Below are 25,006 nucleotides of genomic sequence, written 5' to 3' on the forward strand. Positions count from 1 at the left end.
CAAAAATCATCGAAGACGTCGGCGCCAAAAACCTAAAACTGATGTTCGACTGTTACCACGTCGGCAGAACCGAGGGCGATGTGATCGCTCAGCTGAAACAGCTGCTGCCAATCACCGGGCACATCCAGTTCGCATCCGTTCCCGACCGGGGCACACCGGATCACGGCGACGTGGACTATCGGGCAGTGTTTTCAATGCTTGATGCCATGGGCTGGGGCATCCCTCTGGGGGCGGAATACAAACCCCAAAGCGAAACAGATGCGTCCCTGGCCTGGATGTCTGCGCTGCGGTGATCTCTTGCAAAAACGCGGTGTTGTGAGATCTGCCGCTGCAATACTAATCCGGTGGCACAGTTTACGGTGGTACTGTTGCCGTGATCTCAATGGACGAAAACCATGCCGCAAGATCCTTGATCTCCGGGTCGGACAGGTTTTTGGCCAAGAGGGTCATGCGACGATCCTCCCGCGCCCCGGAGCGATAGTCTTTCAGGCTTTTTTCCAGATAGAGAGCAGGTTGCCCTGCCAGATTTGGCACCTCCGGATCGCCGCCGGCAATGCCAATCTTCCCGTGGCATACAGAGCATTTTCGCGCCAGTTTTCTCCCGTTTTCGGGGTCGGCTGCCGCGCCAGCAGTCGCTGTCAGACAAAAGATGGCCATCACGGCGCAGCCCGTAGTAATCAAGGTCTTCATTGTCAGTCCTTTAGGAACGCCGACGAGGAATGCCCGGCCGAAATATTCGGCCAGGCAATGCGTTAGACCTACTGGGAGTACGAAATCCGGTAGATTGCATTGGCAAAATCATCTGACACCAGAAGAGAGCCATCCTTTAGCTGTGTGACGTCCACAGGGCGGCCATTATATTCGCCGTTTTCATCCATCCAGCCTTCTGTGAAGGGCTCGGTGGTCGCGTTGCCCTCGCTGTCGATGAATGTAACCATCACCCGTGCGCCGACGGGTTCCGTCCTGTTCCAGGACCCATGCTGCGCCGAGAAGATGGCATTCTTGTACTTGTTCGGGAACATCTTGCCACTGTAAAAAGTCATGCCCAGGTCTGCTGCATGGGCGGTCGTCTCTACCGCTGGCATCACAATTCCGTCGGGCACCTCCTGGCCTGCGTACTCGCTGGTGCGGATGGATCCGCCACCATACCAGGGATGACCAAAGTGCTGGCCCATCTCGGTTTGGCGATTGATTTCACCGGGTGGGATGTCGTCGCCCATGCCATCGACCTGATTGACGGTCCACCAGAGCTCACCTGTCTCCGGGTGGAAATCATGGCCCACCGAGTTGCGCACGCCGTAGGTATAGACCTCGCGGCCCGTGCCATCCCGGTTCATGCGAATTATTCCGCCGATGCCGGTCTCGGTGTAGAGGTCCAGCTTTTCAGGCGGCGCGACATTGAAGGGCTGGCCCAGAGAGATATAAAGTTTGTTGTCAGGCCCGACCTTAATAACCCGTGCTGTGTGATTGTAGCTTTCTTCCTCAACCGGAATCAGCGTGCCTTGTGGCACGATCGGAACCGCGACGACATCGCGGCTTTCGTGGAAGAACTCAGCCGCAGGGTACATCATCCCCCGGTTGCGTTCGGCAATGAAAAGAAACCCGTCTTTGGAAAAAGCCACGCCATTGGGGACGTCCAGCTCAAGAGACGGGGCAAAATCCTTCACCTCATCAGCCACGCGATCCCGGTCACGGTCCATGACCGCCCAAACCTTGTTCTTTTTGGTGCCGACAAACAGGACCGTTCCCTGCGGTGCCATTGCCATGTGCCGGGCGTCAGGGACCAGCGCATAGAGTTCAATCTTGAAACCGGCGGGCAGACTGATGTCTTCCAGCACGCTCCGGATCGAGCTTGCTGACGCGCTGTTCTGATCAACATAGGTATGATCAGTTGTTCCCGTAATCTTAAACGCGCCGAGCTTTTCGAGGTTCGTTTGTGCAAAAACTGGCGCACCTATCAATATGCATGCAGCCGCGCTACCTAAGAATTTCTTCATCATTTCCTCCCAGAAAAATGGATCCCGCTAGAAGCGCGAACTTTCAAACGCATTCTATTTTGGGTACGCCAGAACACGAAAGTGCCTTCGTCGCGTAGCGCACGGCAAAACGTTAACTTACGAAAAAAGCATCACAACCTAAACTAAAGTATTATAAGGTCCGCCGGAAATACCCGTTAACATTCGCCCGCTATCCGGGGTTTTGCCCCTGTATCGCCTGTCCGCAGGTTAGGCCTGTAGGGTCGTCCTGTTCGCTATAGCGCGCGCAGTACCGGTTATCTTCTGACTATGTGGGCTGACCCTTGCGCAACCTCCTACCACCGATACCATCACATCGCCTGCCCTCTTCCCGCACCCCACTGTTTTACGGCACGATGCCGGTCTCTGGTCTCTGGTTGCCATAGGCAGCCATGGCAGGATAATCTCAAAGGAAGTTGAATCGCTTTCCCCTCAGGACCTTTCCCCTCAGGACAAGGAGACCGGTTCGTCGCGTGCACGATCTGTTACGAGTGAAGTGAGTTGGTGGGGCCCTGACAGCCCCTGCCTGCTCTGGAAGAGGGAATAGTGATGAGTGGCGCAATACAACATGGAACATTCAGTTTACTCTTGCTGCCCATGCTGGTCTTTTCCCAGCCTGCAAAGGGTGAGACGGTAGAGGTGGTCTCAATGGTGTTGGGTGATGGGTTGCAACTGGCAGATCATTCCGGATTTTATGGGGAAATAATAACAGAAGTTCTGGATAAATCAGGCACTTCGTCAAACTCTGCCGTCTATCCTTTCAAACGCGCCCTGAAGGTTTTCTTTTCCGCTGAGGCCGATTGCATCTGGGGCCTCGACACTGAATTTTTGAAAAAATTCCGCGATGACCCCGGTGACCTGATCCAAAGCTCTCTGGTCCTGAATTCGCAACAATGCCTGTTTTCAATACCTGGACATGCCAAAATCAGCTCCATGAACGGCCTTTCCGGAATGGCGGTGGGCGTCCTGAACGGGGCCAATACCGAAAAAATGTTTAAAAAATTCGCGGCTCAGGTTGTCAAGCTCCGAAACCAGGAAGCCAAATTTGACATGCTGCTCGCCGGACGCGTTGATGCCATTGGTGGCTGGATTCCGGATATCTATATAACCATGAAGACTTTGGGGATCGATTCACAAAAAATTGAACCATTGTTCCCCCTGTCGTCTTCAGGTGTTCGAATTGTTTGCCGGGAGTCACCGGAAACGAAAGCGTTTCTTGAGGCTACAAATGTAGCGATTGCCGATTTCATTGAGGCAGAAAAATATAGCGACATCCGGTCGGAATACGGCATCCCCCTGAATGTGAAGTAACCTACAGATCACGGATTTCTTTTGCCCGACCGAAAGAAAGCTGGAGCGTATGAAAAACAAGACCCCCGCATTTCAGTCTGAAAATGATGTTTAGGTCGCTGCCAAAACTAAAAAACAAACTGTCCTTCAAGCAAGCCCGCCTCGCGGTCGGAGTCGCTGTAACACTGGGAGGGATCTTTGCCGTTATTCAGATCAACGCGGACCTTGCCGACGAAAAACAGCGCATCGCCGGCCTTGGCGAGCAAATGCTCAGCCCGGTGCTGGGCAGTATTTCGCGTGCCGCCTATCGGCTGGATGAGCTTGCCGCAGCTGAGCTAGCTGCGGGCCTTTTAAAGGAGCCGAGTGTTGTCCAGGTCCGCATCGTGGGTGATTTCAGCGGAACGCTGACAGACGTCAGTAAACCGCGTGAGGTTGGCAACTCATCCGTTTTCAAATTTCTGATCAGCAATACGCCCATCGTTTCGAACGTAGATCTGATCGTACAGCCTGAAAATCTTCACGTGGGCTTTGTCGAGGTGGTGGTCGATCCAGTGCTGGCCGGGCGGTCCTTTTTTCGACGCACAGCGCTGCTTCTCATCTTTGGAATGGTCAATAGCCTCGTGCTGACGATTGCTCTGTCGTTGCTCTTCTACTGGATCGTAACCCGCAGGATAGAGCGCATGGCGGCACCGTTCCGTGTGACCCTGGGCGCTGCAACGCCGGAATATGACTGTGACGAGCTGCACGCGCTGGATCGGACGCTCCGGGATTGGAGGGACCAGCGTGAAGCGGCCGCCATAGAGATCGCCGAGGCGGCCGAACGGATGCAGTTGGCGACCCAGGTGGCGCGTCTGGGCATCTGGGAGCTGGATGCCAAAGACGGCGCACTGCACTGGGATGCCGGGATGCATGCGATATATGGCACGGATCCTGCACGCTTTGGAAACGATCTGGAGTACTGGACCGCACAGCTGCATCCGGACGATCGCGAAGCCTCTCTCGGCGTGTTGCGAAAGGCTATGGAAAGTGAGGGAACCTTTAACCTGGTTTTCCGGATTGTGCGCGCAGATGGCACGATTGCAACCCTGCATGGGGTGGCGAAAACCGAATTTGACGGCTCTGGCAAAGCAATAAAGACAACCGGCGTCAACATGGACGTGAGCGAGGAAGAGGCGTTGCGGACCGAGCTGGAAAACATGCAGCGGGTAGAGGCTTTGGGGGCACTGTCGGCGGGTGTTGCGCATGACTTTAACAACGTTCTGGCTGTCATCATGGGAAACCTTGAGCTTGCGTCAGTTGCCTCAACACCCGAGGAGTTTCAGAAAAGCAATTCAATTGCCCTGCATGCCTGCCAACAGGGCAAGGCCCTCACCATGCAGCTTTTGACCTTTGGTCGCAGGTCACAATTGAGTCCACAGATCAGTGACGTGAACCAAATTATTGAAAAACTCACACCGATGTTATTGCGCACAATTCCAAAATCTATTGAGATCAAAACATCCCTGAGCCCGGATATCCCTGCCATTCTGGTAGACCGCGCCCTGCTCGAGACCTCTCTTCTGAACCTGGTCATAAACGCGCGCGACGCCATGACAGATGGTGGAGAGATATTGTTTACGACATCACAGGTCGTCGTTGATCCTATCCTGTCTGAGACCCAGATGCGGGGCTTGCCCGTCGGGCGGTATGTCCGTGTGGCCGTAGAAGATACCGGTACAGGCATCGCGCCCGAGCACCTGTCGCGGATTTTTGTTCCGTTTTTCTCGACCAAGAAATTTGGCAAGGGCTACGGCATGGGGTTGTCCATGGTCCGGGGGTTCGCCGAACAATCCGGGGGGCTGGTGCAAGTCTACTCAGAAAATGCCATGGGGACATCCATTCAGTTGTTCTTCCCGGAAGCCGCCTCCGAGGGCGCCGCAAAAGCCCCGGTTGAGCTGCCGATGCCTCCTGTAACTGTCGACCGGAAAACCATACTTGTTGTTGAGGATAACCCCGAGGTCCTGCGTATGAACGTCTTGCAGCTTCAGCATCTGGGGCATTCGACCATAGAAGCAGGCAACGCCCAGGAGGGCCTTTCGGTTCTTGCCTCTGGTGCCCAGGTGGATTTGGTGCTCACCGATGCCATCATGCCTGGCGACCTTCAGGGGTTTGACCTTGCGCGCCAACTTACTGAAACCGAGGGGGCGCCTCCTGTCATCATCATGTCAGGGTATGATGGGAGCAGTGTTCTCAGGAAAGCGACGAAAACAACCCAATTTGAAATCCTTCAAAAGCCAGTTGCCATTCACGACCTTGAGCTGGCATTGGCCCGAGCCCTGAGCTAGCAACTCCCGAGCACTGCATCGAGCGAGGCGCGCAGGCCCTGACGGGATATGTGCAACAGAGCCGATGTGATGTCAGCGACTGCTCATGACAGCAAATGCCCGGTGACTGCGCGGTGACTGCCCGATTTTCGGAAAAATTGCCCCAAATTTTCAACCCCAGGCACGCGCTTAAGCTGAAATGCGAGCGGCTGCTTCCGCGATTTTTGACCGCAACCACATATGCGGCGCCGAAACATGCGTCCGTGCCGTCCAATAAAGGTCGATTGGGAAGTCTGTGGAAAATGGGCAGGGAACAGACGCTACCGCCCCCTCGAACATCTGGCCGATACGTGTGGGGACTGTGGCAATCATGTCGGTTTGCGCCAGAAGATCGGGCAGGTCTGCCGGGCTTGGCACTTCCATGACCGTGTTTGGGGCGTGCCCGGCAGCCTCCACCACCGCCAAAACCCGAGACCTGAAACTGCCGCCATAATTCACCACCACTTGCGGCGCCTTCACAAAGCTCTCAATGCTCAGGGGCGCCTGTGCCAGAGGGTTCGACGGATCCATGATGCAGACGTATTCCTCTCGCAAAAGCGATCTTCGGTAGTAGCCGCTGTCCTCGATCCTGATCGGTCCAATCAGGATGTCGCTTTCCGAGCGCAACAGCTGTTGCTTGCCCTGCGCAGAAGACGAGATCACCTTGAGCTTAATACCTGGCGCCTCACGTCGCAGAATGCGGACCACCTGCGGCAGGATCGTCACGCGCTCATAATAATTGCAGCTGAGCCCGATTTCGACAGAGGCGTCAGCCGGGTCAAACTTTCGCTGGGCCGTCAAGGTTTCGAACCGGTCAATCAGCTCGCCTGCCTGGGCGACAATCTCGCTGCAGCGCTCGGTTGGCACCATCCCGGCGCCCTGTCGCACAAACAGCGGGTCGCTAAACACCTCGCGCAGACGTGTCATCGTGTAGCTTATCGTCGACTGGGTCACCCCAAGGGTTTCTGCCGCCCGCGAAAAGCTTTCGTGCGCATAGACCAGGCGCAGGGTGCGCAGAGCAGCGAAATCCAACGTGAAGGGATCTGAGGCCATTGGCGAATCCTATCGAATTTTTCGAACTAGATTATCAAATCCATCGGATTGCCCAATACATATTCACTGGATAACGTCGCTGCACTGTCGCTTTCATAGGAACACTCATGACTCTAACTGCTTTACCGGCTATCCCTGTGGATGATCAGATCACGATAGCGCAGCTGACGGACAACCCCTATGCGATCTACAAACGGCTGCGCGCCGAGGCGCCGGTTGTGCGCATCCCCAGCATCCGCAGGATCTTGCTGACGAAAGCGGCGGATACAAAACGTCAAAGAAAACTGGGAGCTTTTCAGCTCGGATGATCCGCGCACACCGATGACGCGCGCCTTTCAGGCCCAGACCCTGATGCGCAAGGATGGCGACGCCCACAAGCGTGAACGCAATGCCATGGCTCCGGCCTTTGCGCCCCGCAACATCACCGGATGTTGGCACGAGATTTATACCAAAGTGGCGCAAGACTATGTTGGGCGACTGCCGCGCGGCGAAACCGTTGATCTATTTGAAGCATTGGCCGCGCCATTTGCCGCGCGCTGCCTGACGCATCTGCTGGGTATTCCGGAGGCATCAGACGCTGAGATGATCCGCTGGTCGCAGGCGCTGATCGACGGGGCTGGGAATTTCGGCAACGCGCCTGAGCCTTATGAACGCTCGGACAGGGCCAACGCGGAAATGAACGCGCTATTTGACACATGCGTCACCCGGGTAAAGGCTGCGCCGGATAAATCCGCCCTATCCGCCATGGTCAACGCGGAAGATCCCATTGAGACAAGCCAGATCTATGCCAACATCAAGATCGCCATTGGCGGCGGCATCAACGAGCCGCGAGATGCCATGCTGACCATCCTGTATGGATTGCTCACAAATCCCGAACAGCTTGAGGCCTGCAAAGCCGATGGTCTTTGGAATGCCGCCTTCGAGGAAGGCGTGCGCTGGGTTGCGCCGATTCAGGCCAGCTCGCGGCTGGTGATGCAAGACACCGAAATCCGCGGCCATGCCATTACCAAGGGAGAAGTGGTGATGACGGCGCAGGCCTCGGCCTGTCACGACGAAGACCTGTATGACAAGCCTGAGGAGTTTAATATCTTCCGGCCCAAAACGTCCCATCAGGCCTTTGGGAACGGGCCTCATTTCTGTCAGGGAACCCATATCGCCCGGCGGATGTTGGCACAGATAATACTGCCGATGCTGTTCGACCGCTTCCCTGAAATGAGCTTGCCAGACCCCGCTGCTGTCAAATTCTGGGGCTTCGGGTTTCGCGGACCGCTCGGCCTGCCGGTCACACTAAACTAATCAAAAACAACAAAAAACTAAACAAAAACAACAAATGCATACTCAGGGAGGCATCTAAATGAAACGTCGCAATATCCTCAAATCCGCTGCCGCAGCCGCGCTGGCTTTTGGCCTTTTGCCCAGCACCGCGCTGGCGCAGGAGGTCACACTGCGCCTGCACCAGTTTCTGCCGGCTCCGGCAACAGTGCCGAAACACATTCTCAAACCCTGGGCCACGGCTGTCGAAGAGCTCGCGGGTGGTAAGCTTAAGATCGAGCATTTCGATGCGATGGCACTGGGCGGCAAGCCACCGGGCCTGATGGATCAGGCCATTGATGGCGTGGCTGATATCGTTATGACCGTGGTCGGATACACCCCTGGCCGCTTCCCACAAACCGAAGTGTTCGAGCTGCCTTTCATGATGACCAGCCCGGTTGCGACGTCAAAGGCCTTTCAGTCTTTGGTTGAGACGGACCTGCAGGATGGTGAGTACAAAGACGTCAAGGTTCTGGGCGCCTGGGTTCACGGCCCCGGCGTTATCCATACCGCGACGGGTGTCAGCAAGCTCGAAGATCTCGAAGGGCTCAAGGTGCGCGGCCCCACGCGGGTGATCAACGACATGCTGCAGGAATTGGGTGCAATCCCGGTTGGACTGCCGCTGCCGGCCATTCCCGAAGCCCTGTCGAAAGGTGTGGTATCGGGGACTGTGATCCCCTGGGAGGTCACACCTGCGATCAAGCTCTCAGAGCTGGTGACGCATCACACCGAGTTTGTCGGCGATGAGGCGTTTTATACCGCAACGATTGTGCTGGTGATGAACAAGGCCAAATACGACAGCCTGCCAGATGATGTCCGCGCAGCAATCGACGCCGAATCCGGTCAAAAGCTTTCAGAGATGGCCGCCACGGTGATGTGGGGCAAAGATGCCCCGGGCCGCGCCATTGCCGATGACGCAGGCAACACCATCATCCAGCTTCCAGAAGCAGAAGTTGCCCGGTTCAAGGAAAAATCCCAGCCCGTTATTGACCGCTGGGTGAGCGAAATGGACGCCAAAGGCATAGATGGTCGTGCGCTGATCGACACGGCCAAAGGCCTGATCAAAGAACACGGCGGCTGACCCCAGCCAAACAACCGAAAGCGAAGGCGCCATCCGGTGCCTTCGCTCCTGCAGTGAAAATCCACTCTGCGCCGGCTATGAGGCAATGCACCTTGCTGCTGCCGTAGTAAATGGCACACCTCACAGCGTGAGCGGCACCCTGCTCCTGCCGGTCATCCTTCGCCCCTCACTCCTCCGCCTCTTCGACAATGTGTCGCCCCGCAAGGGCAAGAACAACATAGAGCACAGCATCCGAATGCCGCGCGAGGGCGATCAGATGGTCGCCGCTCGGCCCCCGCTCGCCCGAGAACCAATACTTCACAGCACGTTCGCTGGCCCCCGTCCAGCGCATGGCCATTTTGATTGCCCTGTGTGTGTCGTCCAATTCTTCGTGCAGAGCCATCGCTATGGCAGCTCGATAATCGGTGGGGTCTTCGACCAGATGCACAAATGTGCCCATCTTCGGCACAACTGTGCCCATCTTCACGCGCATTTTCACGTCCTTCTTCACTAAACAATTGAAGACCATGAAAACGGCCGGAGTCGATTTTGTCCGTTGTGGGTCATTGGACCGCGCTTGACGGACACTCCTGATGTGAGGGCGTGCAGCAATGAATTGGAATTTGAAAAATCACCGCCGGGCAGACGGAAAGACCTTGTCCATTTCAGCAAGCGACTTTGCAGAGGCGTGTGTGCCAGGTGGAAAAAAATAGAAACCAAAAAAGGCTGAAAAGGAAAACCCGGTTTGAACAACGGTCGATACAACAGCGAAGAAAAAGGCGACGAGGACGGACAGGATATCCCGGCGGTCGCCTATGTGCGGATGTCGACCGATCATCAGAAGTACTCGACCGAGAACCAGCTCGACATCATTCGAAATTACGCCACCGCCCGGGGTCTGCAGATCCTGCGCGTGTTCGAGGACTCAGGCCGCTCCGGGTTGCGGTTGGACGGCCGCGAAGCGCTGCAGAACCTGATGGCAGAGGTCAGAACCGGCCACGCGGACTTCAAGGCCATTCTGGTCTATGACGTCAGCCGCTGGGGCCGGTTTCAGGATGCTGATGAAGGGGCGTATCACGAGCATGTCTGCTCCCGTGCCGGGATCCGGGTCCACTATTGCGGTGAGCAGTTCGAAAACGACGGCAGCATCGGCTCCAACCTGCTGAAGACCGTAAAACGCGTCATGGCAGGCGAATACAGCCGCGAGCTTTCGGTAAAGGTCTTTGCCGGGCAATGCCGCCTGGTGGAGCTGGGCTTTCGCCAAGGCGGTGCGGCTGGATATGGGTTGCGCCGGGTGCTGATCGACGAACAAGGCCCCCCAAGGGGGCCCTGTCGCGCGGCGAACAAAAAAGCCTTCAGACCGACCGCGTTGTTCTCGCTCCGGGCCCAGAGCAGGAACAGGACGTCGTGCGCCGCATGTACCGGATGTTCGTCGGGGAGGGTTGCTTGGAGCGTGAGATTGCGGAGGCCCTGAATGCCGAGGGGCATCTGACGGATCTTGAGCGACCCTGGTCCCGGGCGTCCGTTCATCAGGTGCTGACCAATGAAAAATACATCGGCAACAACGTCTACAACAAGGTGTCCTTCAAGCTGAAGCACCAGCGCGTGGTGAACCCGCGCGAGATGTGGATCCGGGCCGAGGGCGCCTACCCCGCCATCGTGGACGAGGCGACTTTCTTGCGCGCCCGCGAGATCGTAGACGCGCGCAGCCAGCATTTCACCGACGCTGAACTGCTTGAAGCCCTGCGCGGCGTGCTGAAACAGAAAGGCGTGCTGTCCGGACTGATCATTGATGAACAGGACGACCTGCCATCCTCCAGCGCCTTTCGCAGCCGCTTTGGCAGCCTGCTGCGCGCCTACCAGATGATCGGCTACGCCCCAGAGCGCGACTACCGCTACGTCGAGATCAACCGGGCCTTGCGCCAGGCCCATCCCGGCATCGTGGCCCAGATCCTCTCCGGTATCGCCGAGTGCGGCGGCCAGGCGGTGCAAGACCCAGACACCGACCTGATCCGCATCAATGACGAGTTCACGGCGTCGGTGGTGCTCGCCCGGTGTTTCGAGACTCAGGGTGGCTCCCTGCGATGGCGCATCCGCATCGATGCTGGCCTCGTGCCCGACATCACGATTGCCGTGAGAATGAATGACTTGAACAGCGGCCCACGCGACTACTACCTGCTGCCCAGCATCGACATGACCAGCCCCAAGCTAAGGTTGGCCGAACAAAACGGGCTGTCGCTGGACGCCTATCGCTATGACACGCTCGACTACTTTTATGCGCTCGCTGGCCGGGCCCGCATCACGGAGGCCGCCTGATGCCAGACGACGCCAAAGACAGTGTTCAAAAACAGGTCACTCTCATCGCAACCAACCGAATTCGCATGCTCAATCCCCGTGTGCGCAACCGGCGCACTTTTGAGGAAATGGTCGAGAACATTGCCAAAATTGGCCTAAAGCGCCCCATCACCGTGGCGCAGCGCGCCGGGACAGAACCCGTGGAATATGACCTCGTCTGTGGCCAGGGGCGGCTCGAGGCGTTTATGGAGCTGCAGCAGGATACCATTCCTGCCATCATCATCGACGCCGACGAGAGCGACTGCCTGATCATGAGCCTGGTGGAGAACTGTGCACGCCGCCAGCACGCGCCCGTTGACCTGATGCGTGAGATCGGCAACCTGCGCAAACGCGGCTACAACGACCGCCTGATCGCCAACAAGATCGGAGTTACACCAGATTACGTCACAATGATTGCAGGGCTGCTGGAGCGCGGCGAAGAACGGCTGGTTTCGGCCGTGGAGACTGGTCTTCTGCCGCTGAATCTCGCCATCGACATCTCGAAGACGGATGCCGAGGGCGGGCAGCGCGCTCTGATGGAGGCCTACACCCAGAAAAAACTGCGCGGCAAGAAACTGGCAGCCGTGCGCCGTCTCATCCAGCAGCGCGACGCACAGGGCCCTCGCCTTCATCGAAACAGCTATGGCAGAAGAGACGGCGCCAAAAGGCCCCTGACCAGCGACGCGCTTGTACGGGCCTATCAGCAGGAAGCGGAGCGTCAGAAGCTGCTGATCAAGAAGGCCGAACTGACGCAGGGCCGCCTGATCTTCGTCGTGGAGGCCTTTCGCGCGCTGAAGGGCGATGACCATTTCCTGACGCTTTTGCGGGCAGAGGGGCTGGCCACCCTGCCCGCCTATCTGGGCCAATCTCTGGATGCGGGAGCGGTCGAATGAGCCGGGGCAAGCGCAAAACCCTGGACACGGTTGCGCTCGTTTGAGAACAATTGCCTCACTGTGCCGGTAGAAGCCGTCCTGCCCCTACGTGCCCTCGGCGCATCGGTGAAATCCAGCCGCAAGTACCACCAGATCACCGCATCCATAAAAGAGGTTGGCCTTGTTGAGCCACCGGTCATCACGCGATCCCCGGGCAAGGAAGACACCTATATGCTGCTGGATGGCCATATCCGGATTGAGGTGCTGAAGGATCTCGGCATCGAACGGGTCGAATGCCTGGTTTCCACGGACGACGAGGCCTTCACCTATAACAAGCGGATCAGCCGTCTTGCCCCCATCCAGGAGCACAAGATGATCCGCAGGGCCATTGAGCACGGCGTCTCCGAGGAAAAGATCGCCCTGGCGCTGGATCTCAATCCGCGCAGCATCGTGCGTAAGGCCAATCTCCTCGAGGGAATTTGCCAAGAGGCTGTCGGCATCTGAAGGACAAACATTGTGCAACCGCCGTGTTCGAAACCCTGCGCAAGATGACAGCGATGCGGCAGATCGAGGCAGCCGAGCTGATGATGAACGCGAACAATTACACTTCGGCATACATCTCGGCGATTTTGGCGGGAACGCCCCAGGCGCAGCTGGTGGACACCAGAAAACCCAAGAAGACGGCTGGCATATCCCCCGAGGCCATGGCCCGCATGGAGCGCGAGCTTGCCCGGCTGCAGGAAGGGATCACCTCGATCCAGGACTCCTATGGCCAGGACCACCTGCAGCTGACCGTCATCAAGGGCTATCTGGCAAAGCTTCTTGGGAACGCCCGGATCGTCCGGTACCTGATGCAACATCAACCGGAATTCTTGTCAGAATTTCAAGCCATCACCGAGATGGCCTCCAGCCCACCGCCCGAGGCGGAATAGTCAAAGCGGCCAAACTGATGGGGACCCGGCCCCGACAAGCGCAGAGACCGCAGGAGGCGCCGCACTGTGGGCCGGATCACAAGCCGCGCTTTGCCAGGCGTCAGATGAGGCGCTTGAAAACATCACTCAATTTTGCCTGCCGAATTTAGCTTCAAAGGCCCGTTGGCAGCCATTGACGTCAAAATTTGCGGCCTATCCCGATGGGTTTTCACCGAATGCTCAGGGGGTTTTGGAAAAGTTCAAATTCTGCAACCCTTACATCAGGCGCAAACTTATCAAATTATTTCAAGGGTATGTGGCGGAGAGACAGGGATTCGAACCCTGGGGACGGTCTCCCGCCTACACACTTTCCAGGCGTGCGCCTTCGACCACTCGGCCACCTCTCCGTTAGGCGGACTTTTGACTGATCACAAAAGGAATTGCAAGGCCAGATATGGCAAAAAATGCACCTTTTTCAAAAGCTTTTTCAATCTTCCAGATGCAGGTAGATGCGACGGTTTTCCTTGCCCTTTTTCTCCATTTTACCCAGACGGATTTTACCGATTTCTGCACTGCGTTTAACATGGGTGCCGCCACAGGGCTGCAGGTCCACTTGTTCCTGGGCAGAGCCAATGCGCACCAGACGAACGTGACCGGATCCGCGCGGCGGTGAGACGGACATGGTTTTTACCAACTGTGGGTTGGCATCAAGCTCAGTGTCAGTAATCCAGCTTTGCGTGACCTCAAGATCCTGATCAATCAACATTTGCAGCTGCTCTTGCAAAGCCTGCTTATCGGTGGGTGCTTCGGGCATATTGAAATCAAGCCGCCCCTTGGTGGCCGAAATTGAGCCGCCAGAGACGTCAAACGGCACCACCACAGACAACAGGTGCAACGCTGTATGGACCCTCATATGGCCAAAGCGCCGTGGCCAGTCCAGCTCTTGGGTTACCTCTGTGCCAACTGGCGGCGGCTCACTGCCCTCACTGGGGATCAGGACACTGCCTCCCCCAGGGCCTTTGACGGTATTTTCAATGACACACCGCCCGCCCGGCCAGCTGAGGGAGCCTGCATCGCCTGGCTGGCCGCCGCCAGTGGGATAAAACAGACTGGGCGCAACCACCAGACCGCCCTCAGCCAGATGTTCGACCACCAGGCCTGGGGCCTGGCACAGGTATGCATCCTCCCCATACAGAGGCTTATCTGTCGGCATCCCCATCTCCATCTTGATCTTCTTCGCCGTCCTGCAGCTCATGCAGGACAGGGCTGATTGGTTCGGCTGTGGCCGCAGGCTCTTTGGCAACCAGAGATGCTCCGCTCTCAGAGCCCGATCTGACAGACCCGGTCCTGAGCGCCTCGGGGTTGCGTATCCAGATGTCGCGCTGCGCGAAAGGAATTTCTATTCCTTCCGCCGCAAATCGGGCGCAGATCTCGTAGTTGATATCTGATTTCACCGCGACCACCCAGTTAACATCCCGCAGGATTGCCCGGATTTCGAAATCGAGGCTATCCGCGCCAAAGCCCTGAAAAACCACCTTGGGACCCCGATCCACAAGCCCCATCGGATGCGCATGCGCGATTTCAGACAGGATTGTCTCGACCAGCCTCGGATCGGGGCCATAGGCCACGCCCACCGGAACAATCACCCGCCCGACAGTATTGCCGCGGGTATAGTTGGTTACCGTGCCGCTGATCAAATCCGAATTTGGAATGATAACATCGGTGCGGTCGAAGGTCTCGATGCGGGTCGAACGCACCGAAATATCGCGCACATAGCCCATCAACCCGCCGACCTCGATCCAGTCGCCCTTGGACACCGGCCGCTCCACCAGCAGAATTATGCCAGAGACAAAGTTAGACACAATCGTTTGAAGACCAAACCCAATCCCGACAGACAGAGCGCCTGCGACAATTGCCAGCGATGACAGGTCCAGTCCGGCCATCGAGATCGCAAGCAACGCAGAGAGGAAAACCCCGACATAGCCCATGCCCGAAACAATTGCGTTCTGGCCACCGGGGTCGATCTTGGTCTTTGGCAACAACGAGTTACGCAGGCTGCTCTGGATGAGCCGCGTCAGGCCATAGCCAACGGCAAAAACCACAGCAAAACTCAGGAAAGCGGTCGGAGAGATCAGGGTGTCGCCAACCCGGAAGCCACCCAGGAAGGTTGACCAGAGTTCCGTCAAATCCGCGACCCGTGCGCCCCAGATCAGCGCCAAAAGCGGCACCGCCAGCAAGGAGAGGACAAAGCCGATACCAACCGACAGTAACGAGTCCTGCGCCGCATGCCCCAGCCCGGAAAGCCAGGCATAAAGATCCGCAACAAACCGCTGCACAATGACCAGTGCAGCCAGCAGCGCCAGTGTCAAAATCGCAGGATAAATCAGCGCTTCAGCCGCATTCACATAGCCGGCGGCGGCCAACAGAGGCGCAAAGATGCCAAAAAAATGAGCGCCACGGCGCACAACGCCGACAACACGGCTCGCCCCCGCTGCGAGACGGTTTTCGCTGTCAGCATCGTCGTCAGCCGGGCTTGTCCCTCCGCCTAACACACCGATTTTGTTCAGACGGTAGAGGACAAGAGCGGCGGCCACAATCAGCGGAAATGCAAGAACGGCTTTGGTCTCTACCGATGTGTTCTCCAGCAAATGGAGCTGATTCAAGACATCCTGAAGCACAACGATGACAGCCAGAAGGTCAATCATCAGTCGGGCCTCGCCGCGCCGCGCCACTGCAAACGGAACAAGGTTTTGCGCACGGGGGCTGGCAAACAGCTGCTCTCCCAGCCAGTGAAAGGCCAACAGGATAAAGGCCCAACTCCGCAGATGATCCAGCATCAAGGTGCCCCGCACCCCCAGCACATTGGCCAGCTCAAGAGCTGACCACCAAAAAGAAAACCCCCGCAAGGCAGGATCATCTGCAAGAGGGAAACAACAAAGCTCCAGACTCCGGTATCGCGCGCGCCGAGGCCGCGCAGATAATCGCCGATCGTCCGGGACCACCGACGCCCGCGAAGCACCAAAAGGCTGCCGACAAGGAACAGAACCAAAAGAACAGGAAGGTCATCCGAGACCCGCTCAATCGTGGTGTCATTCAGAACCTGGGCCTGGGTTTCACTCCACAGTGTCCGCCCCACCTTGCTCAGCGCCCCAAGGGCGCCGGGCAAGTATTCCGGATTCAGCGGCGACGGCCCACGTTGCAACAGACGTTTGGTGCGGCGTTCGTGAATGATCGCGTCGATCTCGTCGATCAAGCCATCTGCACGGCTAAACGCCTCTTCCGCCACAATGCGTGGCACTTTCAGATAGGTCAGCTGTTGATTGAGGTGCCGCCGCAAATCGGCGATATCCTCAGGCTCTTCCTCACCGTCAGCGGGAACGGCACCCAAAGCCGAAATTTGCCCCTCAAGCGTCTCAATACGTTTGGTATTCTCACCCTTTACCGACTGAAACTTTTGCCGGAATTTGGTCAGATCCTTGCGCAGCTGCTCAAACGCAGCACTGGACGCACGGCTGGTATCAATGACCTGCTCGGCCCTCACCGCCGTCTTTTGCCATTCCTGATAGTAGATTTTTCGCTCAGCGCTGAGCTGCGCCTGTGCAGCTCCGGCCAAGGTCACAAGCACAAGGAATGTCGCCGCAACAAGCAGTGCTAAGGCTCCGCTCAGGCGGCTCAAAAATACCTGAGGCCGCAATGTTGCGACCTCAGGGTTTACTACACAGGCGGTCTGCCGGGGCGCGATACTCATACGTCTTCAAAAACGCCCGGAATAGAGGCCGGTGTATGGGTCATCCATTCGGGTACCGGCAGCTCTTTTTCGCGCAGGAAATCGGGGTTGAACAGTTTCGACTGGTAGCGCGTGCCATAGTCACACAACACGGTCACGATGGTTTTGCCCGGTCCCATGTCCCTGGCCATACGGACGGCCCCCGCGATATTGATCGCAGAAGAGCCCCCCAGAACCAGACCTTCTTCATGCAGCAGATCAAACACATAGGGCAGCGCCTCTGTGTCGGAAATCTGGTAGCTGAAATCAGGTTGGAACCCTTCAAGGTTCTTGGTGATACGCACCTGACCGATGCCTTCGGCAATGGAGGAGCCCTCCATGGCGATCTCACCGGTGGTGTAATAGGAATAGAGCCCTGCCCCCATGGGATCCGCCAGAGCAACCTTTACCCCCTTGGGCTGCAGCGCCTCGGCCACGCCCGCCAGCGTCCCGCCAGAGCCAACGGCACAGGTAAAGCCATCGACATTGCCGCCGGTTTGTTCCCAGATTTCGGGACCCGTGGTTTCCACATGCGATTGCTTGTTGGCGACATTGTCGAACTGGTTGGCCCAAATCGCGCCGTTGGGCTCGGTTTTGGCCAGCTCATTGGCAAGGCGCTCAGAATAGCGCACAAAGTTGTTCGGGTTGCGATAGGGCGCGGCGGGCACCTGCACCAGCTGAGCGCCAGCCAGACGCAGCATGTCTTTCTTTTCCTCAGACTGGGTTTCAGGGATGACGATCACGGTCTTGAACCCCATTGAGGCCCCAACCAGCGCCAGACCAATGCCGGTATTGCCGGCGGTGCCCTCAACGATGGTGCCGCCCGGTTTCAACTCACCGCGCGCAATGGCATCCTTGATAATATACAGCGCCGCCCGGTCCTTGACCGACTGGCCGGGGTTCATGAATTCGGCCTTGCCCAGAATTTCGCATCCGGTCTCGTCGCTAACGCGGTTCAGACGGATCAGCGGAGTGTGGCCAATGGCGTCGGCCAGATCGCGTGCAATGCGCATGGTATCCCTTTCGATCATTCTCCCAAGATGTAACCAAGGGGGCAAGGCTTCACAAGGCGCGAAGGCGTCTTAAACCACCGCCGCCCTCAGCCGCGCGCGATGGCGTGACAACCAAAGCGCCGCCGTCACCAAAGGCATATCCTGATAAAGATCAGCATCAATGCCCTGCATCAGGCTGTCGAAATCGAGGATCTGGCTGCGCAGATCTTCATTTTCACCAGCGACGCCCCCGCCACCATTGACCAAAGAAAGATCCGTAAGACCCACAAAAATATAAATAAACTCTCCTGAGGACCCGCTGGAAGGATAGCAGCTACTCACGGGCTCCAACCGGTTGATGTGTACTCCGGCCTCCTCCATCGCCTCACGGCAGGCCGCCTGTTCAGCCGTCTCACCCAGATCAATAAGCCCCGCCACCGGCTCCCACATCCAGGGTTGTTTTTCACCCGCAATATAGGTTGCGGCGCGAAACTGTTCGACCAAAAGCACTTGATCGCGCACAGGATCATAGGGCAGAACCACCGAAGCCCGCCCAACCAGCGCCACGCCCCGGTTCACCACCGGGCTCATACTGCCATCAAAGCGGCGAAACTGCAGGTCCATCTCCTCCATCGCAAAGAAATTCACATAGGCGCGCTTATGCGCGTGCACGATGACATCGCGGGCCAGATCATGCGCCGGATCCTCTGGTTGCGCCTGCGCTGTCAGCCATGAGGCCGCGCGGCGGCGGATCGACGCAAAGCTCCGCGCCATGTCTTCAGCCGTGACACGCCCCTGGTAGGCCATCACCTCTTCGGCCGCCCGCAGCGTCAGCGCGCCCCACTCTGTGCGCCATGCCTCAAGATCCCAAAGCGCGCCGGGCTGCCACAGGCCAGGTGCTGGATAATACACACCGGCCGCAACCTGAGCGCCTGTTTGATCCTCTGCCGTCAGTGAAACTGTGACCGGTTTGAGAGCGTAGTCAAAGCCCCCCTCGTAGTAATTGAGAGAGGCCAGATCTGTCTCTGAAAGCCCCCGCACCAAAACCCCCGGCGCCGCGGCCCCGGGCGCCTCGCAGAGCATCGGAAAGACCTGATCCCGCACAGCAAAGCCCGCGTGATCTGCCAGGCTGGCCTCGGTGACATCCAGATCAGCACCGCCGCGCCCCAACACACGTTCCAGCAGCGGCACAAAGCGCAGCGTGCCGTAGAAAAACAGATCAACCACGTCTCTTAACCCTTTGGTAAGCCATAAATCATGGCCAACGCTTATGCGCGTTTTCGGCCAAAAGCCCGGCCAGACAGCCGCCCACAGCCAGTGAAATCAGCACCGAGGGCACCGCAATGACAAAGAAAAAATCCACCGAGATGGTAAGTATCGCCAGCAAGGCCTCAAAGGGGCCATCAAAGCGGTTGCGCATGGCCTGGCGAAACATCTCCCAGGATCCCTGGATAAAAAGCGCCCAAAGCACCATCACCGCAGCGCCAGTCAAGCCATGGTTGATCGCGGGCACAAGGCCATGGCCAACCCGCCGCCCCATAAAGATCCAACCGGTCAGCAGACCCAGCACAATGTTCACATGGGTAAAATAGCCAAAGTCAGTGCCCTCGGGCACCAGGGGCATGACCTGCCCTGAGACAACAAAGGCGAGCAGCGCCAGACAAAGGGCGGCGGTCAGACGGGCTCCGGTGGGCATTTCGACAATTTTCCTTGCTCACGACGACAACAAACGCGTTCCGAAATTTAGAACGACGGCTCAATTTCGCGCGTCCTGCCACACAGCACAAGAGGTGGAACAAAAGATGCGTGTTTTACCCGACCAGTTGTGCAGTGCATTTGAGTTTACGGGGCGCAATGGGATTTGCGGGGTGCGACGGCAGTTGCGGGTGTTCACACACGCCCAGGCCTGCGCCATGCAGTCCCTAAATGATTTGCAGCATGATACTACAGCACCTGATCAAGTGCGGCGATCAGCTTGGCCACCTCTTCCTTGCAGGTGTAATGGGTGAAACTCAGCCGCAAGACGCCGTCATCGGGGTTCACGCCCATCGCCGTCAGCGCACGCACCGCATAAAAGTCGCCTCCCCCCGCCATGATACCGTGCTCTGCCAATTGAGCTGCAACCGGTTCAGCCGGGCGGTTCAGTGCCAGTGCCACCGTGGGCGCGCGCGTGGCCGCGTCGTCCGGGCCGATCAGCCGCAGGTCGTTGCGCGCCTTCAGCGCGTCCAGCAACGGCTGCAACAGGGTCACCTCATGCGCCCGCATCAGATCATGCACAAAGGCCGCCTGCGCGGCAGCGCCCTCATCAGGGCCACCGTGGTGCGCATTCAGCGCCTCGATGTAGTCTGCCATACCGGCACTGGCCGCCACCTGGGCATGAGCCGGCCCAGCCGGCGTAAACCGTTTATAGAGGCTATCGGCGTTGAAATAATGCGCCTGATTGGGCAACAGGGTGCCAAGTTCACGCCGCATCACCATCATACCCTGATGTGGACCGTAGGTTTTATAGGCCGAAAACAGATAGATATCCGGGCCCAGCTCTCCCACATTGGGCAGCCCGTGCGGGGCATAAGACACGCCATCAACGCAGACAAAGGCCCCGGCGGCATGCGACAAGGCGGTGATCTCTGTCACCGGGTTGATCTCTCCAACCACGTTGGAGCAATGCGGAACACACACCAGACGCACGCTATCATCCAGCAGCTCTTCCAGCTTGGTTGGGTCCAGATGGCCGGTCTGAGGATCAATCTTCCATTCCCGGACCTCGACCCCCTCGTCCGCCAGCCGCCGCCAGGGGCCTGTATTGGCCTCATGGTCCTGATTGGTGACAATGATCGCCTCTCCGGGTTTTAGAAACTGGCGAAAGGCCTGCGCCAGAACATAGGTGTTCTGGGTGGTCGAGGGGCCAAAGCTCAACTCATCGGTCGCAACCCCCATCATTGCAGCCAGACGCGCCCGCGCTTCATCCATCTCGGCACCAGCCAGACGCGAGGCTTCATAGGGCGCATAGGGCTGTACCTTGCGCTGGGTATAATAGCGCGTCAGCCGGTCGATCACCTGACGGCAAGTATAAGAGCCGCCAGCATTTTCAACAAAGGCCTGCCCCTGCAGGTTTGGTTCCTGAAAGGCAGGAAACTGCCCGCGTACAAAGTCGATATCCAGCGTCATATCCGCTCCCTAATGTCGTTAACCAAAGGGTTGCAGGTCTTGCGCCGACAGGTCAAGCCAGAGCCGCCCTGCTGGAGCAAAACAGCCCCGGATATGTCCATCCGGGGCGATTCTTATGCTAGCGGCCTAGGGTGATCACGCGTCACAGCGATGGCTTCAGGCATTTACATCAACAACCACGCGCCCCTTGACCTGACCGTTAAGAATATCGGCCCCCAGCTGAGGCAGGTCCGACAGTACTGCAGGCTGCACCATGGCCTCAAGTTTTTCCATCGGCAGATCCGTCGCCAGCCGGGCCCAGGCGCGCACCCGGTTGTCGTAGGGCTGCATCACGGAATCAATTCCCAGCAGGTTCACACCGCGCAACAGAAAGGGAATAACAGTGGCAGGCAAAGCCGCACCGCCAGCCAGGCCAACAGCGGCAACAGAAGCGCCATATTTCATCTGGCCCAGAACGCGCGCCAGCATGGCGCCACCAACGGCATCAATGCAGCCAGCCCAGGTTTCGCCTTCGAGCGGGCGTTTCACGGTTTCAGTCAGCTCTTCGCGCGCCACGAGCTGACTGGCCCCAAGACCACGCAGATAGGCCTCGGCTTCAGGGCGCCCGGTGACGGCTTCCACCTCATAGCCGAGATTGGCCAGAATAGCTGTGGCAACAGAGCCCACGCCACCCGCAGCACCGGTCACCAGAATCGGGCCATGGTCTTTGCGCACCCCGTGATCCTCAAGCGCCATCACCGAAAGCATCGAAGCCAACCCGGCCGTGCCCACAGCCATTGCCTGCCGACTATCAAGCCCCGCAGGCAGCGGCACCAGCCAGTCGGCCTTTACCCGCGCCTTTTGCGAATAGCCGCCCCAATGCGCCTCGCCAACGCGCCAGCCCGTCAAAACCACCTTGTCGCCCGGCTTGTAGCGCGCGTCATCGCTGGCCTCGACTGTGCCTGCAAAATCGATCCCCGGAATATGCGGGTATTTGCGCACAAGGCCGCCTCCTTTGGGGCTCAGACACAGGCCGTCCTTGTAGTTTACCGTGGAATACTCCACCGCCACGGTGACCTCAGCGGCAGGCAATTGCTCCAGACTGATCTGCTCAACTGCGGCGCTGGCCAGACCGGTCTCCTCATCCTTGTTCACGATCAGTGCATTGAACATATGTCGTCTCCTTGGCTTCGTTATCAAAAGCAATTGCAAAGTCGCACCGGCACACCGGATGGCGACTCAGCCGCCCTCAATTGTCTTACATTTGAGAAAATCATTGCCACATCTCGTAATGTCAGACAAATGATTTCTCAGCGGCAAGCCATAAATGCTCCGCCTGATTGCCCCGGCCGGAAACAGGCGCCACACTTGGAGAACGACGATGAAGATCGACCCAAACGGGACTGGCGGCCTTTCGGTGCAGATTGCCAAGGCGATAAAGACCGCCATTATCGGCGGCGATCTGATCGTGGACGAACGCCCGCCCTCAGAGGCAGAACTCTCTGAGTATTTTCAGGTGTCACGCCCCACGGTGCGTGAGGCGCTCAAACGTCTGGCCGCCCAGTCTCTTATCCGCACACAGCGAGGGGCTTCCGGCGGCGCCTTTGTCAATCGGCTCAGCTTTGAAGATGCCTATGCGCAGCAGATTACCACCTCGACGCTCTTGCTCAGCATGAACGAGGTGAGCTTTGAGACCGCTTGTGAAGCGCGCTACGCGCTGGAACGCGCCTGCGCCCTCCTGTCTGCGCAGCGGCGCACCGCCGACCAGCTTGCCACCATGCGGGCCGAAATTTTTCGCCAAAGCCAGCCGGGGCTGACGGATGAAGCCTTTTGCGCCTCTGATGTCGCCTTTCACCGCGCCCTGGTGGATGGGGCGGCAAATCCGGTGCTCTCGTATCAGTTGGCGGGCGCCGTTGAGGCCATGCAGCCCCTGATGAACATGATCACCTTTACAGCCCGCGATCGCGCCCGGATTGTGGACCTCCACAGCCAGATCGCCGATGCCATCGAGGCGGGGGATGGTCCAGCTGCGGTCACGGGCCTTGCGGATCTTGAAAGTGAAACCAGAAATCTCGCAGCCGATGTGTTTAGCGCAAAAACAACACCCCCCGCCTCGGCAAGACCCGCGCCCGCCTAGAAAAAAACAGACCACAGCGCAGGTCGCAACTCAGGCCGCAGCCCCGGCCTCAATAGGTTCTTGTCTGGCCCACTGTCTGGCCCACTGTCTGGCCCACCGCCTGGCCCACTGTCTGCCTCCCCGCCTGGCCAACTGTGACGCTGCGCGAGAAATTGTGGTTTTCCCCTTTAACTCCCCCCATGGCGCGCCTATATTCATTCTGTTCCCTCGGGGACTATGAACATAAATGCGCTCGTAATACACGGATCGGACCCGGGGGCGGTACCCGGCGACTCCACCAAAGCATGCTTCATTTGAGCATTATGGGGTCGAAACAGGATCGACGGACGTCTAAAGGGGTTAGCTTTGTTTCGGCTGTCTGCCACCGTTATCGGCGAAAACTGTACAATTGCAAATGACAATCGTGCTCCGGTAGCCCTCGCTGCGTAAGCAGTTCGGAAAACCGAAAATTAAGTCCTTATGCCTAGCAGCGTAAGGCGGGGTTCGCAGGTACCTGGCAACAGAAACCTGCACTTTACCCCCTCCCCCGCAGTGACCACAATGCAGCGACGAGACAATAATGTCGTAGCACCTATGCCTTTATTGTCATGGCGGCTTTAGCCTTATTGTCGTGATGCCTTTGCCTGGATGGCTGCCCACATGCGCACCCGCCATGGCCTGTGCTGCGACCGGTAAGGCTACGCGAACATATTTGCTGAATTTTGCCACAACTTTATAGCTTTTGCGCCGAAAAAACACAACAAAACAGCGCGTTATCAAGCTTGCAGCACAGAGATTTCATTGATCTGAATAATCTCAGGCGCCATGCCTGCAGACCGGAGTTCGTGAAGGAGGGAAGATGTCAAAAAATGATGTTCTACTGTTCTGGCTAAACGAGACCGTGGGGAAAAAGAACATGCAGTACCTTGAGACCATGCTCACCCCGGATTTTCGCACCAATAACGCGGTATCTCAGATGCCGTTCGACAAGCATGAATTGGAGGAGTACATCTTCTCTATCTGTAATCTTTTTGGCCCCGTCTCGTTCAGCAGTGAAATCAGCATTGATCAGGGGGAGTGGCTGGCCACCAGGGTTGTCGTCCATACCTCTTGCCTGACAACAGGCAAAGCAATCGACTACAGAGACCACTTTTTCACGCGTTTTGAAGGAGAAAAAATCGCCGAGGTGGTCAGCCTTGCAGACTATTTCACCCTGTTTGAAAACACCGGACAATTGCCTTTAAACGCGCTGGCCGCGTGTATGGGCGGGCACCCATTGCAGTGATTTCGGGCAGCCTCATTTGATGCCTTCCTCAGGCCGCGAAAACAGGCCTCGAAAACAGGCCGCGCAAATGCGGCCAAGAGTGTAAAACCCTCTCGGGATCTATCAGGAGCAAGCCAGCTGCAGCGCCAGCAAGCCAGCGCCTAACCGAAAGCAAACACCGCTTCACATCCACCCGGATTGTGGCTCAAGAGACCTGACTTGCAACCGCCCTGGGCATCTCTGCGCCACAAGCTTCTCCCCCCCCCTGACACGACGCGGCTTGACAAACCCCTTGGTCAAAGCGACTAAAGAGCTATGGGGAATGTCGCGAACGCCCCGTGAGGCGCAAAGCCCAAGGTTCGCATGTTCACCCTTGCTTGCGAGGAGACATGCCGATGGCTGCCCCGAATGAAATCACCTCACCCCAACTTTTGCGTCTGATTGGTATCCCCAACGCGCCAGTGCTTGTCGATATCAGCACTGATGAAGATTTTGCTGCCGACCCCTATCTGATCCCCGGATCCTTTCGCCAT

Annotated in this window: 21 protein-coding genes, 1 tRNA gene, 1 other RNA gene and 2 pseudogenes; 13 read left to right on the top strand and 12 right to left on the bottom strand. The window is 57.7% G+C overall.

Translation table 11 applies throughout. The features are described from left to right. A partial coding sequence (locus B4968_RS23515; RefSeq protein WP_241525725.1) for a TIM barrel protein occupies positions 1-293 on the top strand: 293 nt, incomplete at its 5' end. Between the two features lie 61 nt (positions 294-354). On the opposite strand, the gene B4968_RS12625 is transcribed toward B4968_RS23515, so the two are convergent. Next, positions 355-690 (bottom strand): c-type cytochrome, encoded by a 336-nt coding sequence (locus B4968_RS12625; RefSeq protein ID WP_083099458.1) that lies wholly within the window; start codon positions 688-690, stop codon positions 355-357. 68 nt (positions 691-758) lie between these two features. Then, positions 759-1,997: a PQQ-dependent sugar dehydrogenase gene (locus B4968_RS12630; RefSeq protein ID WP_083099459.1), complete on the bottom strand. Its 1,239-nt coding sequence runs from the start codon at positions 1,995-1,997 to the stop codon at positions 759-761. A 567-nt stretch (positions 1,998-2,564) separates the two neighbouring features. Here B4968_RS12630 and B4968_RS12635 point away from each other — a divergent pair. Continuing rightward, on the top strand, positions 2,565-3,326 hold the full coding sequence (locus B4968_RS12635; RefSeq protein WP_083099461.1) for a substrate-binding periplasmic protein: 762 nt from the start codon (positions 2,565-2,567) through the stop codon (positions 3,324-3,326). Between the two features lie 83 nt (positions 3,327-3,409). Further along, positions 3,410-5,629: an ATP-binding protein gene (locus B4968_RS12640; RefSeq protein ID WP_083099463.1), complete on the top strand. Its 2,220-nt coding sequence runs from the start codon at positions 3,410-3,412 to the stop codon at positions 5,627-5,629. Positions 5,630-5,797: 168 nt separating this feature from the next. On the opposite strand, the gene B4968_RS12645 is transcribed toward B4968_RS12640, so the two are convergent. Next, the gene (locus tag B4968_RS12645) at positions 5,798-6,700 is read right to left on the bottom strand and encodes a LysR family transcriptional regulator (protein ID WP_083099465.1); all 903 of its coding nucleotides are present in this window, start codon (positions 6,698-6,700) and stop codon (positions 5,798-5,800) included. A 107-nt stretch (positions 6,701-6,807) separates the two neighbouring features. Between B4968_RS12645 and B4968_RS25745 the strand changes: the two genes are divergently transcribed. From B4968_RS25745 to B4968_RS12655, 3 genes are read left to right on the top strand one after another with little or no spacing between them, the layout of a single operon-like run. Further along, complete coding sequence (locus B4968_RS25745; RefSeq protein WP_338153260.1) at positions 6,808-7,008, top strand: hypothetical protein; 201 nt, start codon at positions 6,808-6,810, stop codon at positions 7,006-7,008. A 13-nt stretch (positions 7,009-7,021) separates the two neighbouring features. Then, positions 7,022-7,996 (top strand): cytochrome P450, encoded by a 975-nt coding sequence (locus B4968_RS12650; RefSeq protein ID WP_338153261.1) that lies wholly within the window; start codon positions 7,022-7,024, stop codon positions 7,994-7,996. A 58-nt stretch (positions 7,997-8,054) separates the two neighbouring features. Continuing rightward, positions 8,055-9,092, top strand: a complete 1,038-nt coding sequence (locus B4968_RS12655) for a TRAP transporter substrate-binding protein (RefSeq protein WP_083099467.1) — start codon at positions 8,055-8,057, stop codon at positions 9,090-9,092. Between the two features lie 166 nt (positions 9,093-9,258). Here B4968_RS12655 and B4968_RS12660 read toward each other — a convergent pair whose 3' ends face one another. Further along, positions 9,259-9,564 carry an XRE family transcriptional regulator gene (locus B4968_RS12660; RefSeq protein WP_173907547.1) on the bottom strand — a complete coding sequence of 102 codons (306 nt, stop codon included), beginning with the start codon at positions 9,562-9,564 and terminating at the stop codon, positions 9,259-9,261. Between the two features lie 252 nt (positions 9,565-9,816). Here B4968_RS12660 and B4968_RS12665 point away from each other — a divergent pair. The 4 genes and pseudogenes from B4968_RS12665 (at position 9,817) to B4968_RS25260 (ending at position 13,209) form a co-directional block, all read left to right on the top strand. Then, positions 9,817-11,387: pseudogene (locus B4968_RS12665) on the top strand (recombinase family protein). Continuing rightward, entirely contained in the window at positions 11,387-12,298 is a 912-nt protein-coding gene (locus B4968_RS12670; RefSeq protein ID WP_083099468.1) for a plasmid partitioning protein RepB C-terminal domain-containing protein, read from the top strand. The pseudogene B4968_RS12665 and the gene B4968_RS12670 overlap by 1 nt, the downstream one beginning before the upstream one ends. Before the next feature lie 60 nt (positions 12,299-12,358). After that, positions 12,359-12,781, top strand: a complete 423-nt coding sequence (locus B4968_RS25255) for a ParB/RepB/Spo0J family partition protein (protein WP_277620944.1) — start codon at positions 12,359-12,361, stop codon at positions 12,779-12,781. A 23-nt stretch (positions 12,782-12,804) separates the two neighbouring features. Beyond that, on the top strand, positions 12,805-13,209 hold the full coding sequence (locus B4968_RS25260; protein WP_277620945.1) for a plasmid partitioning protein RepB C-terminal domain-containing protein: 405 nt from the start codon (positions 12,805-12,807) through the stop codon (positions 13,207-13,209). Positions 13,210-13,505: 296 nt separating this feature from the next. On the opposite strand, the gene B4968_RS12680 is transcribed toward B4968_RS25260, so the two are convergent. The 8 genes and pseudogenes from B4968_RS12680 to acuI form a co-directional block, all read right to left on the bottom strand. Beyond that, positions 13,506-13,595: transfer RNA gene (locus tag B4968_RS12680), tRNA-Ser, on the bottom strand. Positions 13,596-13,675: 80 nt separating this feature from the next. Then, complete coding sequence (locus B4968_RS12685) at positions 13,676-14,401, bottom strand: alanyl-tRNA editing protein (RefSeq protein ID WP_083099470.1); 726 nt, start codon at positions 14,399-14,401, stop codon at positions 13,676-13,678. Next, a pseudogene (locus B4968_RS12690) lies at positions 14,388-16,936 on the bottom strand (DUF3772 domain-containing protein). Before B4968_RS12690 ends, B4968_RS12685 begins: the two are co-directional and overlap by 14 nt. After that, positions 16,933-17,967 carry a cysteine synthase A gene (locus tag B4968_RS12695; protein ID WP_083099485.1) on the bottom strand — a complete coding sequence of 345 codons (1,035 nt, stop codon included), beginning with the start codon at positions 17,965-17,967 and terminating at the stop codon, positions 16,933-16,935. The pseudogene B4968_RS12690 and the gene B4968_RS12695 overlap by 4 nt, the downstream one beginning before the upstream one ends. Before the next feature lie 69 nt (positions 17,968-18,036). Then, positions 18,037-19,173 (bottom strand): NUDIX domain-containing protein, encoded by a 1,137-nt coding sequence (locus B4968_RS12700; RefSeq protein ID WP_083099472.1) that lies wholly within the window; start codon positions 19,171-19,173, stop codon positions 18,037-18,039. 28 nt (positions 19,174-19,201) lie between these two features. Next, on the bottom strand, positions 19,202-19,642 hold the full coding sequence (locus tag B4968_RS12705; RefSeq protein WP_083099473.1) for a TrgA family protein: 441 nt from the start codon (positions 19,640-19,642) through the stop codon (positions 19,202-19,204). A 248-nt stretch (positions 19,643-19,890) separates the two neighbouring features. Beyond that, complete coding sequence (locus tag B4968_RS12710; RefSeq protein ID WP_083099475.1) at positions 19,891-21,114, bottom strand: aminotransferase class V-fold PLP-dependent enzyme; 1,224 nt, start codon at positions 21,112-21,114, stop codon at positions 19,891-19,893. 156 nt (positions 21,115-21,270) lie between these two features. Next, on the bottom strand, positions 21,271-22,266 hold the full coding sequence (gene acuI / locus B4968_RS12715) for an acryloyl-CoA reductase (protein ID WP_083099477.1): 996 nt from the start codon (positions 22,264-22,266) through the stop codon (positions 21,271-21,273). Positions 22,267-22,474: 208 nt separating this feature from the next. On the opposite strand from acuI, the gene B4968_RS12720 reads away from it, so the two are divergent. The 3 genes from B4968_RS12720 to B4968_RS12730 all read left to right on the top strand — a co-directional run bounded on the left by B4968_RS12720 (position 22,475) and on the right by B4968_RS12730 (position 24,494). Further along, positions 22,475-23,230: a FadR/GntR family transcriptional regulator gene (locus B4968_RS12720; RefSeq protein ID WP_083099479.1), complete on the top strand. Its 756-nt coding sequence runs from the start codon at positions 22,475-22,477 to the stop codon at positions 23,228-23,230. 162 nt (positions 23,231-23,392) lie between these two features. Further along, positions 23,393-23,744, top strand: a transfer-messenger RNA (tmRNA) gene (gene ssrA, locus B4968_RS12725). Positions 23,745-24,068: 324 nt separating this feature from the next. Then, positions 24,069-24,494: an ester cyclase gene (locus B4968_RS12730; protein WP_083099481.1), complete on the top strand. Its 426-nt coding sequence runs from the start codon at positions 24,069-24,071 to the stop codon at positions 24,492-24,494. Positions 24,495-25,006 lie beyond the last annotated feature (512 nt).

It is taken from the genome of Pseudophaeobacter leonis (assembly GCF_002087335.1).
In the GTDB taxonomy this organism is placed as follows: domain Bacteria; phylum Pseudomonadota; class Alphaproteobacteria; order Rhodobacterales; family Rhodobacteraceae; genus Pseudophaeobacter; species Pseudophaeobacter leonis.